Here is a 13,927-nt window from a genome sequence, read left to right on the forward strand (position 1 = left end):
TATAGGTAACCGTATCGTCGGTCGGATCGTTTGGTGTACCGCCGTCGTTGATTGTTACTGTACCGTTAGCTCCCTGAGTAACTTGGATCGTACCGGTGTTTGGTCCGTCACCGCCAAAGTTGTCGTTCGCCAGTACGGTGATCGTCGTTGGCGTGTCCTCTGCGGTAGTAGCCGTATCGTTAACCGCCGTCGGAGTATCTACCGATGCCCCGTCTGGAGTAACGGTAACACTTACCGTAGCGGTAGAGCTGTCCCCGTTGCTGTCGGTGATCGTGTAAGTGAAGCTGTCCGAGCCGTTGAAGTTCGCGTTCGGAATATAGGTAACCGTATCGTCGGTCGGATCGTTTGGTGTACCGCCGTCGTTGATTGTTACTGTACCGTTAGCTCCCTGAGTAACTTGGATCGTACCGGTGTTTGGTCCGTCACCGCCAAAGTTGTCGTTCGCCAGTACGGTGATCGTCGTTGGCGTGTCCTCTGCGGTAGTAGCCGTATCGTTAACCGCCGTCGGAGTATCTACCGATGCCCCGTCTGGAGTAACGGTAACACTTACCGTAGCGGTAGAGCTGTCCCCGTTGCTGTCGGTGATCGTGTAAGTGAAGCTGTCCGAGCCGTTGAAGTTCGCGTTCGGAATATAGGTAACCGTATCGTCGGTCGGATCGTTTGGTGTACCGCCGTCGTTGATTGTTACTGTACCGTTAGCTCCCTGAGTAACTTGGATCGTACCGGTGTTTGGTCCGTCACCGCCAAAGTTGTCGTTCGCCAGTACGGTGATCGTCGTTGGCGTGTCCTCTGCGGTAGTAGCCGTATCGTTAACCGCCGTCGGAGTATCTACCGAACTCGCATCTGGAGTAACTGTAATCGATAATACGGCTATGTCAGAGGCAATACCGTCTGACAAGGTATAAGTGATGGCAGGTAGTGCGCCATTAAAATTAGGAGTTGGGATGAAAGAATAGCTACCATCTGCATTAATCGTAACTGAACCTTCTACAATATTAGCAGTTGTTCCCGCAATGTAAGTCACTCCGTTAATAACAAACTGAGTTATAAAGAGAGGATCTAAATCAATATCCGAATCATTAACAATTAAATCGTTAGGGGAACACCATTAGATACGATAAGATTTCCATCTTCCAGTATAGAATTTGAATCATTATTTGCAACTGGAGGCGTATTAATAATCGTTGGTGTATTAGAAGTAGAATTGTTACCAGGAATAAAATCAGGTTCAGTGCCTGAAACTGATGCATTATTTTGATAATTCCCATTTGCGACAACTAAAACTTCAAGCTGTAAGTTTGCCGAGGTACCTGCATTTAAGGCACCTATCGACCATACGCCTGTTATCGGATTATAGCTACCTGCAGAAGAAACACTATTTACGAATTGATAACCCGACGGTAAAAGATCTAAAACCTCAACTCCAGTAGCATTACTGTAACCAGTAGCATTTGATGCAACTAAAGTGAAAATTATAGTATCTCCAACTCTTGGGGTATTATTGTTGGAGGTTTTCGCCACCGTAAGTTCAGATGCTGGGGTTGGAATTGGACTCGAAACGCCTGAGTTGTTGGTTGAGTTACCGTCGGTTGGAGAAACAGAGCTTAAAGACGCAGTATTTTCATACAATCCACTACCTAAAACAATTGCATTAATAGTTAGTGTCTGTGAAGCACCTGGAGCTAGGCTTCCTAAAGTCCACAAGCCCGTACCTTGAGAATACGAACCCTGCGTAGCATTTGCGCTCACAAAATTATACCCATTCGGTAAAATGTCCGAAAGAACTACTCCACTAGCAGGACTAAAATTCGAATTATTGGACGCTTGGATAGTAAATTGTACTGTACTTCCAACGGATGGAGCATTACTATTTGCAATTTTGGTTACAGCAATATCCGTCTGAGGTATCGGCGTTGTTGTAACATTAAAACTATTATTCCCTGATACTGCATCTGTCGGGCTTACATTATTAAGTGCTGCAATATTCTGATACACTCCTGTACCCCTAACAGTAGCGGTAATTTGAAGTGTTGCTGAAGATCCTGCATTCAAATTACCAATATTCCACAATCCAGAAATGCTATTATAAGTTCCTGCCGAAGGGTTGGCATTAACAAATACATAACCAGAAGGTAAAAGATCGGAGATAATCAAACCCGTAGCATCTGAATACAATGCATCATTAGAAGCAGTAATTGTAAAAACAACGTCTGTTCCAACAAGGGGATTAGTGATATCCACAGTCTTTGACACGGCAATCTCGCTTCTAAGCACTGGTGTAGGCGTGTTTATAGCAGTATTATTACCTGTGGAAGGATCTATTTGCGCGCCAGAAATGGTTGCTGTATTCTGATATGAGCCAGTACCTCTTACTGTCGCTGTAATAGTTAAAGTCGCGGATGCAGCGTTATTAAGGTTACCGATATTCCAAACCCCCGTAGTTGAATTATATGAACCTAATGAGGGAGTTGCTGATACAAATGTGTAACCTGATGGCAATAAATCGTTAACTGTAACACCTGTAGCATTACCTGGACCATTATTAGATGCAGTTAATGTGAAGATAACGTTTGAAGGAATGGTAGGCGTACTATTATTAACCGTTTTAGTTATCGATAGATCTGTTTGGACTACAGCTCCGAAATTACGAGAACAAGATGCTGCGCCGGAGCCTGTAAATGAAACGGCATAAAAATTTGGCGATATAGGCGCTGTTTGCACAAAGCCCGAAGGCAGTGAACTTAATCTCACAATGTATGAAGCACCTGTGTAAGTAGTGTATGTAATTTGAACATTGTCTATTTGTACAAGATCGGTTGCACCGTTTGCAGCAGTTGTTAAAAAGCGAATTGACGTGTCTGTTGAAATGAAACTTGTAATGTCAATCGGTCCTGAACTTTGAGCAGCGGCATTAGGAAATGTTAAAGTACTTAATGTAGTGTAGGTTCCACCGCTAGCATTTGAAGCTGATACAATAACTCCGTCGTTGGTATCATCTAATGCTGTTTTTGTAAAAGTGTAAGATAGAGATGCTGTTACAGCTCCTGCCCCTGCTAAGTTAAAAGACCTTCTTGCGCCTCGTGAATTGTTGTTTTGAAGTTGTAAAACTCCACCAACAACTTGAACACTTCCAGCTCCAAAACCATCTACTTCGACTACCTGTACCCATGGATTAGTCCAGTTAACGGTTCCGTTCGTTCCAGCACCACTACCTGCTGTGTTAAATTGGTCAAGTAAGGTATTAGAGACAGTCGGAGGAACTACTTGGATTTGGTAGTCGGTTGCACTACTTTGAACTGTCGTTTCTAATGTATCGGTTCCTGAATCAAAAAGACCGTTTGTATTAACATCTCGATAAAGTTGAATAGAAGCATTTGCAATACCTAATTCTCCTAAGTTCTGAGTTGCATTGTTATTCGCGTCATTGAAAACTGTACCCGTAATCGTATTTCTGTTTGCTACGCTCGTACACGCAACATTTAATGTGACAGTAGCAACTGAACATACCGTCGGATCGTCGATGCTACAAGCTCTGTATTGGAAAGAATCTGGTCCGTTATAACCTAAATTAGGCGTGTAAGTTACTGTTCCATCTGAATTAACGACAATTTGGCCGTTAGTTGGACCTGAAATAATCGTCACCGATGCAGGATCTGGAACCCCAGGAGTATCATTAGCAAGAATGTTCAATACTCGAGGAACATCGGTTACAATATTAAAGTTATCAGCAACTGCTGTATAATTAGCAAGTACTCCTAAAAATCGTCCCGAAACGCAATTTCCTAGAGCAACCAATGGCGGCGATTGGCCAACATTTGCTTGATTGAGCGTCGAAACTGTAAATCGACCTGATAATCCTGAGACGTCTGGTCGTGCAATGTAACAAGCATTATTAACACCATATGTAAAACGAACATTATCGATAAATAAGCTATTCGTATTGCTAATTCCTCCACTCGTTGTAAATGAAATAGTATTGGAACCGTTGTTGTTTAATGCACCTGTTGGAACGTTTAAAGTAACAGTGGCAAAACCAGCATCGGCCGCTGTTTGGCTAAAATTTATCACTTGCAATGTAGTAACCGTACTTGTAGCGCCATTTGTAATCGTTACGGTAACAAAATCGGCTGCATTATCCCAAGCTGCTCTTCTATATCTGAAGCTTAAAGACGCTGAAACGGCATTTACCACATTAAATGATCTAGCCGCTGTGCGGTTTGGACCGTTTAAAATCAAACTATTATTTGCTCCTGATTCAATTCCGATGGTTGTTGGTGCTGCAGCAAAATCATTTGTACCGCCTGATTCAATCCAAGACGAACTGAAATTTAGCGAGCCATCGTTACCAGCAATGCCCGACGGCTCGAAATCATCTGCAAAAAAGAAACCGGGAACTACAGAGAAGCTGTAATTTCCGGATATATCGCTCGTCGTTGACTGTATTGCAGAATCTGCTCCATCTACAGTATTGTTACAGTTTAAGTCGGTGAAAAGTAGAACTGGAACTCCGCCTTGCAATTTTTCTCCTACATTATAAGTACCATCATCTGGTAATTGCTCAACAAAAACGCGCCCACTTACTACTGCTTCACTAGCTGTTGCCGGACAGCTGGTGACTCGTATGTTAACTCGCGCTTCGTCGCAACCTGTAGCAAATTCATTAGAACAAACTAAGTATGTGAATGTTTCTAAACCGTTAAAACCTGGATTAGGCGTATAAGTAACTGTACCATCAGAGTTTATCTGAACCGTACCGTTTGTTGGTTGGGTTAATATTTGAACACTGGACCTATTTAATGTACACAAGAAGCCGGCATCGTTCATTAATATATCAACAATGATAGGCGTGTTGGGTTCCGTTACTTCAACATCGTCGTTAGCTATAACTAGAAAATTCAAACATTTCGGCTGCATAACTGTACCAACATCTAGTCCTAGTAGAGCAGCAGAATTACTATTTACCGCAAAAGCTGTGGAAGCATCTTGTCCATAAACAGTTGCTAAAGGTTGGCCACATGAGAAAACAGCGATCCCCCCTTGATTACCATCGGCAGTATCAAAAATTTTAACCTGCTCAAGTGGGTCAAGATTTACAACAAAGTCAAACGGAAGTCCGCACGAGTTGATTCCAAGAGTCCCTGGCACACTTAAATTACCGTCGAACTTAACGAAAACGTCTGTAGCGACATTACCGGCATTAGTAACCCATATTGGGTTTCCGTTATTGGCTGGTGCATTCGTAGTAGAGCCAGGCGCCCATGCGATACTCGAGAAATTGGTTAGACGCTCTGCCGCAATTAATGTAAATGCCCAGTCGAAACCAGATCCCGCCGAATCATCATCTATTACCTGAATGGCAGTATAAGATTCGCCGCCTGCACTTTGGAATCTATAACCACTTGTTCCTGTCAATGCAAGGAAAGAAGATGAACTCGCGGGAACTACTACATTGCCACTAGTTGTACTATTAGTCCAATTGACAGTAATTGGTGCTGCAAGAGGGTTATAGAAGTAAACTCTTGTTGGCGCAGTAGCAAAATTCTGATCCGAAACAGGAGTATAGTATGTATCGCCAAAAAATAATGATTGGAAAATGTTAATGTTTCTAGTTCCAAAGTTATCCAACCCTCCAAACAGTACGTCGACACCTACAGGTTGTGTTGCTGTAATTACAGCTCCAGTCTTCAAATCGTTTGCAAGATTGACATTACCCTCTTTAGCAAGATTAGTATCTCCAACTGAATTTCCACCAGAACCATCGTAAAACCATACTTCTCCTTCATTAAGCACCCGGGTAACATCAACTGTACCATCTCCATCATAATCAAGCGAGACCGTTGTATTGTTAAATTGCGCACGAATAAATGCAGCCGTGTATCTAAAAGCATAACTTGTAGGATTGGTCAATGGAACAGCGAGATCCTCACCGAAGCCAATCACGAATAAATTTCCAAATCGCGTTGTATCGTAAACATCAGTCTTAGCTGATTGAAATCCAAAATTAGTATTATCACCCGTTACCTTTGAAACAGCAATATCGTTTGAAGAATATAATTTGTCTCGACCATCAAAATGAATATCTGCTAAAGGAGCTGCGGTTCCTCTCGAAGCGTCATAAGCGAAAGCATTATCAAGTACGATGCTAGCACCAGCAGGAAGTATATCGGTAGGATACCCGGGAGCAACCCCGTTATTCAGGTTTCCATCTCCCCAAACGAGGGTCGAAGCTTGCGTGGGTAACGATATATTTGATTCGTAACCGTCTTCCCAGTGATCATAAGTAATAATAACATTAGGATACGGGCTTTTGATACTTGTTACATTCCTTACGGTATTTGTTAAAGCATTATTACCTATAACATTCGAAGCTCTTCTAAACGCATCCCACAAATCGCGTTCTGGAAAAGGCATGTAAAAAGTTTTTGCTCTATTAGCCTCAAAACAAGGATCGATGAAGGATTCGTTTACAACTACAGAAACATCAGCTTCGTCACAAATTGGCACAGGCGTTGTAAAATCGCACACTTGGTAACTGAAGGAGTCGTTACCCGTGTAGTTACCGTTTGGCAAGTAGGTAATTATTCCAGAAGGAGATATTTGCAAGATACCGCCCACAGGAAACGACGTAACAACAATCGATGCCGGATTAATATTTCCAGTATCATTTGCTAGCACGTTTATCGCTAAAGGTTTCCCTTGCGGTGTTATTCCACTATCATCGTTAGCAACAACTTGTGAATAGGATTTTTCAGCTTGCAAGCCAAATGCAATCACCGAAATAAAAATCAACGCCTTTGTAGATTGTAAAAATTTGTACATATGTATCAAATAATATTGTCCTTCAGTTCCTAAAAAACTTTCTGTCATAAAGACAAAAAGTGGAGACATCAAGTCTTAAAAACCTGATATCCAATTATTAAAATTAAATAACCCTTCTCGTTAGAATAGGTCATTTATCACAAAATAACTAAGTTCCAAATCTTTTTTCAAGACCATTCAAAACTCACATCAAACGGTTCTTAACAATTTTAACACTTCTCAAACCCTAGCTCAGAATTAGCTTCCGAAGACCTTACGACAACCTCTCGGAAAACCGCGTCAATTCAACATAAATTAAACGCGACAAGCTAGTGTTTTACAAAAAAGTTGATTACCTTAGTTTCAATTAACAAAATTACTTTTCTTAATTTTTTTAACAATTTTGAATTTGTAGTATTTTATCTACACAGTACATTTGAATGTGAAACATAACATTAGGATAATACAACTCGCTATCTTGCTTTTGTCGGCAAATGTATCTGCGCAACTCGATTCGTTTACTTGGCTTGATGATGAAGCTGGACTTCCTCAAAACAGTATTAAGAGTATTGTCCCGGATAAATACGGATTTTTATGGTTAACGACAGAAAATGGACTCGTTCGTTACGACGGGCAAGAGTTTAAGACTTTCAACTCTGAAAATCAAAATTTCTTAAACAATCGGTTTTTGTATATCGCTGGAAAAAAAAGAGATCGACTCACTTTTCACTAATACAGACGGACAAAGCGACATTATCCTGATTCATAAAGGAAAACCGAAACGATTTAATAAAAAACATGCCTATAAAACTCCGATTTATGTCGACGGATTGTTTGGCGAGTTTTATGCACAATGTATACCCAATGTTTATCTCGACTACGGCGCACGTCCGGTCCGCTATTTTAGGAGTGATGGAAAATACTTTCTGCTGTTTAACAAACGGATTTCATTTCATACTAAATACGGAAAAAAACTCTGGGAAAAGCCTTTTGAATATACTGATACCAATAGCGTATTTATGCTAGGAAACACTTTAGGCTACATTGATCCAAAGGGTGTTTACTGGGAATGTACCGAAAGAGGAATTACACAATCAAATGAACTTCTTGGAAAATTACCAAAAGAGCGTAGTTACTTCTGGAACGCTTCAAACGACCAAGTTTTTATTATCAGCACTGTCGAAATTTACCAATTGGAAAAAAGTAGATCTGGATCCTTAAAAATTCAAAAACTCTACCACGGAAGTAAACTAGATCCTTCAAATTTGTCTTCTTTTTACTACGATGAAGCGAACTCCATCTTATTTGCTGGGAGTGCTACAGACGGATTAGGAAAATTTGAAGTAAAACGATTTAAGACTTACAAACCCGATGTACTACTATCAACCCGCAGTCAAGTTTTTTACTCAGTCAATGAGCTCGAGCCTAACACGGTTTTAACTGCAGCTGGTTATTTAATAAAGAACGGCAAGATGGAAAAGAAGTACAATTTTACACGGGACCGTTCCAAGCTGATTATAGACAAAGAAAAAAACGTGTGGGTCACCGGCTATACCTCCATTTTTTGTTTTACTTCTAAAAGTAATTACAGTGAAAAAATCAAGGTGCTTCACACTGACGATGATTGCTCTGCTCTGTTTTACGACAGCAACAACGATGCGTTTTTTGCTGCTGTAGACGACAGATATAACAGTACGTCCTCATTATTTATAAAGACTAAAGAATATGGATTTAAATTCGAAGAAATTGCGAAGATTCCAGCAAAAGTTAATCAAATACGTAGTCTGAATTCCGAGTCACTTTTACTTTGTACAGCTTCTGGTCTATTCAAGTATTTTAAGGCGACAAAGAAAATTGTAAAATTTGAGTCCACTAAAAATTTGGCTGTAAGAAATGCTGTAATAATCAATGAAAACGAAATTTGGTTTTTTAGTTACGGTAAAGGTTTTCGATTGTTAAAAGATAATAAGATTTTTAAATTTCCGCTAGACGACAATCAAAGTTTACTAACGGCTCATACAGTAGTACCCGACAAGCTCGGCAACTTTTGGATTCCTACCAACAAAGGGCTTTTTCGCGTTAAACGAATTGACCTTCTTAATTACGCCAACGGACATACCAAAAAAGTAAACTACTTCCTTTTCAAAAAAGACTCTGGATTTTACAGTAATGAATTTAACGGCGGCGGATTTCCCAATAGCTTAATCACACAGGACGGAAATATCTGGTTACCATCTCTTAATGGAATTGTTTGCTTCAACCCCGAACAGCTACAACCAAAATCATATGCTGAGAACATTTATGTCGAAGAAGCAATAGTTGACGATCAAACAATAGACATCCGAAATAATCCGATGCTGCCGAGAAATTTCGAGCGGGTTGTAATAAAAATCGTTGCCCCCTATTACGGCATTCGGGAGAATCTAGTTTTGGAAGCAAAATTGTTTGATGGTGAAAACAGCAATTGGACACGCATTGACGAATCAGGCAAAATTGCCTACACGAAATTAGCGCCCGGCAAGCACAAATTAGTAGTTAGAAAGCGTATTGCTTCTGAAAACGACTACAAATATCTAACCCTCGATTTCTGCGTAAAGCAAGCCTATTACGACACCGCTCTATTCAAGGTTTTGATGGTTTTAGTAGTACTAAGCTTACTTTTTGGAATCTATGTTGTTCGGATTTTCTATGTAAATAAAAGGAATGAACTTTTAGAGCTTAAGATTGCCGAAAAAACTTCTAAACTTCAAGACATCATTACCACATTGCGCGAAACCACGAACAGGCTGAACGCACAAACTACTGGAAACCGAAAAATTATTCAGTACATCACGCACGATTTAAAATCTCCTTTACGATTTATGGCGATGCTCTCGCGCGACTTAATTGAGGACCCGAACAAAAACCAGGAACAACTGAGCGAAAGTTTTCTGGCGATTTATCAATCTTCGAATCAGATGTATGGTTTTGTCGAAAATTTACTTGACTATAGTAAACTAAACTTATCGCAGTTAGAAAAAAGAGAACGAACGTGGGTGTACGACATTGTTATATCCAAGATAAATCTGTTTAGACCTATTGCGATGAATCAGAAAACAAAAATCTTCAATCAGATTCCGAGCGACTTTACCATAAATGGTAATCCAGTACTATTGCGAATTATAGTTCACAATTTGCTAGATAATGCATTGAAATATTCGGCAGGAAAAACAATCATTTTTTCTGCTAGCGAACATGAAACACATAAGGTAATTGCCGTTATTGACACTGGAGTGGGAATGAACACCGAAACGTTGGAATATTATAAGTCGCTTAGCAGGGATTTTAATAACCGAACCGATACGGTAGGAACGGGACTCGGACTGAAGATTGTAATTGAACTGATGGTGGTACTCGGAGCAAGAATTGAATTCAACAGTTCATCCAACGGAACGGTCGTTTCGATTGTATTCGACAAATAAGTTGCAAAACTTTAAATAGCGCCGTAAGTTTCGAACATATTAGCTAATGCTACCGTACTCTTTATAGATAGCTTTTCAAAGATTCTGTTTTTATAGGTGCTCACTGTACTGTTTTGCAAATCTAATTTATTTGCAATTTCAAGGTTCCCTTCACCTTTGACCAATAGTTTCGCGATTTCGAGTTCGCGCGCTGAAAGCGAAAAGAACGGATTAGTGGAAGTCGGATTTAAATCAGCTTTGTCTAATAGAAATTGTGTAGTTTGAGAAATGAATCGCCCAGATTGAATCATTTCGCGAAAGGCAAATTGCAATTCTTCTTCGGAAGTCATTTTGTTGAGATAACCATCGGCACCAGCGCGCAAATACTTAACTGCATAGAGTTCTTCCGGATGCGCCGAAAATATCAAAATCTTAACCTCTGGGATATATTGCCTTATCAATTCAATCATCTGAACTCCCCTACCCTCGGGTATAGAAATATCTAAAACGATAAGTTCATAAGAATTTGATTTAATTTGGTTAATCATCGAAGGAAAAGAATTAACGTGATCAACCTGAGAATCGAAACCAATTTGTTTGAGGATTAATGATATTCCTTGCCTTATAACACTGTGGTCGTCTGCAATTAATATTTAATAATCATTAGTCATAAATATTCGAGTAAGTAGCCTTGTAAAGATAGAAAAAATGATAATTGCCCAACAAATGAATTTAATCAGAAAAATCGCATAGTAAGTATCCCCTTTCTTTGGTTATTTTTGCAGCCATTAAATACGATATGGATACGCAATTAGAAATAGCCAGACGACGCACATTTGGAATTATCAGCCACCCCGATGCTGGAAAAACAACCTTAACTGAAAAGCTTCTTCTTTTCGGAGGCGCCATTCAAGAGGCCGGCGCCGTAAAAAGCAATAAAATTAAGAAAGGTGCCACATCCGATTTCATGGAAATTGAACGGCAGCGCGGAATCTCGGTTTCAACATCGGTATTAGCGTTCAATTACAAATCAAAAAAAATAAATATTCTAGACACACCAGGTCACAAGGATTTTGCCGAAGATACATTTCGAACGTTAACTGCAGTGGATAGTGTTATAGTGGTCATCGACGTTGCGAAAGGAGTTGAAGAACAAACAGAGAAATTAGTTGCTGTTTGTCGATTGCGCAAAATCCCAATGATTGTTTTCATCAATAAGCTCGATCGCGAAGGAAAAGACGCCTTTGACTTGATGGACGAAGTTGAGCAAAAACTGGGTCTTAAAGTAACTCCTTTAAGCTTTCCTATTGGAATGGGATACGACTTTAAAGGAATTTACAATATCTGGGAGAAAAATGTTAATTTATTCACTTCGGACAGTAAGAAAAATATCGAAGATACTATTGCTATCGATGATTTGAATAGCACTGAATTGGATCAGTTGGTCGGAAAAAGCGCGTCGGACAAATTACGGGAAGAGCTCGAATTAATTCAAGAGGTTTACCCAGCTTTTGATCGTGAATCCTATTTATTGGGTGAGCAACAACCTGTCTTATTTGGATCAGCCCTCAACAATTTTGGCGTTCGCGAACTGCTAGATTGCTTTTTGGACATTGCGCCACCACCTACTCCAAAAGAAACAGAACAACGCATTATCCTACCTGAGGAACCAAAAATGACCGGCTTCGTTTTTAAAATCCATGCCAATATGGATCCCAAACATCGAGACAGATTAGCTTTCATAAAGATAGTTTCCGGGACTTTCGAACGCAACAAATCATACTTACATACGCGACTTCAAAAGAGCTTTAAGTTTTCTAGTCCGAATGCTTTCTTTGCTGAAAAGAAGGAAATTGTGGACGTTTCTTTTGCAGGAGACATCGTTGGCCTTCACGACACCGGAAATTTTAAAATTGGCGACACCCTAACCGAAGGCGAAAATTTGAAATTTAAAGGAATTCCGAGCTTTTCGCCAGAACATTTCAGATACGTCAATAACGCAGATCCATTAAAAAGCAAACAGTTGGAGAAAGGAATTGACCAACTTATGGATGAAGGAGTAGCGCAACTTTTTACTTTAGATTTAAACGGAAGAAAAGTAATTGGAACAGTAGGTGCTTTGCAATACGAAGTTATACAATACCGCCTGGAACATGAATACGGCGCAAAATGCAGCTATGAAAACTTCCCTGCCTACAAAGCTTGTTGGATTGAAACTAGTGATCCTCGCGAGGAACAATACTTAGATTTTAAACGAGTTAAACAGAAATTTTTGGCTAAAGATAAAAGCTGCAAAGAAGTCTTTCTCGCTGACTCTGAATTTAGTATACAAATGGCAGCTCAAAAGTATCCGAATGTCAAGCTACATTTCACATCTGAATTTTGATAGCACAAATAAATATGTTAAAAAATTAAACGAACATCAGTAAATTACTCAATTTAGACCTAATTCAATAAATAATCTTTAGCAGTTTGCAATCTTAGTAGTTTAATTTACTTAAAATAAGTTAAAAAAATATTTTAGCTGCTGTTTGATATTTAAAAAATAGTTATACATTTACAAAAAATTTAAAATCTAAAAGTAGCGTGTTATGAGAATTAACTACAATAAATTTATACTTACTCTGATGCTGTTTGCGGTAAGTTTTGCTTCATTTGCTCAGTTACCAAACCCAGATGGCCCGAGTACAGGGGGGGAAGATGATCTGCCAGCACCAATCAATTCGAAAATCATTTACCTTTCAATTGCAGCGCTTGCATTTGCCTTCTATTATTTAAGGAAAAATAAAGCGGTAAAGGCTTAATTTAAGTTGTATATCTTACAACACCAACATTACATGTTGGTGTTTTTTTTTATACCATGTGGATATTCAATAAAAGTAAAAAACTCTTTTTAGCAGATATCATACCTGATGGATTTATTGACATTCATAGCCATATTCTACCAGGTATCGACGACGGAGCTACAACTGTAGAACAATCTGTGCAACTTCTCTGTGAACTAAGTGAACTAAATATTTCCGCATTTATTGCAACTCCTCACAATATTCAAGGAGTTTGGGAAAATAGCCCAGAAAAAGTTAATCAAAGTCTTCAAGCACTGCAGAAGCAGGATAATTTACCTATCGATGCAACAAAGATTAGAGCATCATCTGAATACATGCTCGATAACAGATTTAGAGAGCTTCTTAAAACAAACAAAGTTGTAGCACTCAAGGACCGTTACCTACTCGTAGAAATGTCGTATATCGCTGCTCCTATAAATTTATACGAACTACTTTTTGAGCTCCAGGATCAAGGATATAAACCTATCCTGGCACATCCTGAACGCTATAGCTTTCTTCATGGAAATATGGCAGAGTACAAAAGACTAAAACAAGTTGGTTGTAAATTTCAACTTAATTTAGCGTCTATTACTGGATACTATGGCCAAGGACCAAACCGCGCTGCTGACGAACTTCTTCAAGCCAAATTATATGATTTTGTAGGCACAGATGTACATCATTCACGACACATCAAAGCACTTAAATCAAATATTCTTTTAAAGAAAACCGATGAACTTCAGCAGATAATTAACGCTAATCTCTTTTTTCAAATCTAGAAAGAAGGGATTTTTTATTTGGGCGCGCCGGCACCAAAAACATACATAAAGAAAAACCATAACGCCGTCACGTGTTTCGCTAAATCTT

Annotated in this window: 8 protein-coding genes; 5 read left to right on the plus strand and 3 right to left on the minus strand. The window is 39.4% G+C overall.

Features of this window, described 5'->3' with window-relative positions:
• The coding region (locus tag CHX27_RS08140; RefSeq protein ID WP_165764473.1) for an Ig-like domain-containing protein at positions 1-1,087 on the minus strand (1,087 nt) is incomplete at its 3' end.
• Complete coding sequence (locus CHX27_RS08145; protein ID WP_165764470.1) at positions 1,087-6,867, minus strand: Ig-like domain-containing protein; 5,781 nt, start codon at positions 6,865-6,867, stop codon at positions 1,087-1,089. The genes CHX27_RS08140 and CHX27_RS08145, both read right to left, overlap by 1 nt.
• Before the next feature lie 373 nt (positions 6,868-7,240).
• On the opposite strand from CHX27_RS08145, the gene CHX27_RS08150 reads away from it, so the two are divergent.
• Both CHX27_RS08150 and CHX27_RS08155 read left to right on the plus strand, forming a co-directional pair.
• Entirely contained in the window at positions 7,241-7,531 is a 291-nt protein-coding gene (locus CHX27_RS08150; protein WP_094486272.1) for a two-component regulator propeller domain-containing protein, read from the plus strand.
• Between the two features lie 286 nt (positions 7,532-7,817).
• Complete coding sequence (locus CHX27_RS08155) at positions 7,818-10,259, plus strand: sensor histidine kinase (RefSeq protein WP_094486273.1); 2,442 nt, start codon at positions 7,818-7,820, stop codon at positions 10,257-10,259.
• Between the two features lie 11 nt (positions 10,260-10,270).
• On the opposite strand, the gene CHX27_RS08160 is transcribed toward CHX27_RS08155, so the two are convergent.
• Positions 10,271-10,891: a response regulator transcription factor gene (locus tag CHX27_RS08160; RefSeq protein ID WP_317048278.1), complete on the minus strand. Its 621-nt coding sequence runs from the start codon at positions 10,889-10,891 to the stop codon at positions 10,271-10,273.
• A gap of 146 nt (positions 10,892-11,037) precedes the next feature.
• Here CHX27_RS08160 and CHX27_RS08165 point away from each other — a divergent pair, with 146 nt between their 5' ends.
• The 3 genes from CHX27_RS08165 to CHX27_RS08175 all read left to right on the plus strand — a co-directional run bounded on the left by CHX27_RS08165 (position 11,038) and on the right by CHX27_RS08175 (position 13,839).
• Positions 11,038-12,624 carry a peptide chain release factor 3 gene (locus tag CHX27_RS08165; protein WP_094486275.1) on the plus strand — a complete coding sequence of 529 codons (1,587 nt, stop codon included), beginning with the start codon at positions 11,038-11,040 and terminating at the stop codon, positions 12,622-12,624.
• 205 nt (positions 12,625-12,829) lie between these two features.
• Complete coding sequence (locus tag CHX27_RS08170) at positions 12,830-13,042, plus strand: hypothetical protein (protein WP_094486276.1); 213 nt, start codon at positions 12,830-12,832, stop codon at positions 13,040-13,042.
• 56 nt (positions 13,043-13,098) lie between these two features.
• Positions 13,099-13,839, plus strand: a complete 741-nt coding sequence (locus CHX27_RS08175; protein ID WP_094486277.1) for a tyrosine-protein phosphatase — start codon at positions 13,099-13,101, stop codon at positions 13,837-13,839.
• The last annotated feature ends 88 nt before the right edge of the window (positions 13,840-13,927 follow it).

This window comes from Flavobacterium aurantiibacter, from assembly GCF_002251775.1.
GTDB classification, from domain to species: domain Bacteria; phylum Bacteroidota; class Bacteroidia; order Flavobacteriales; family Flavobacteriaceae; genus Flavobacterium; species Flavobacterium aurantiibacter.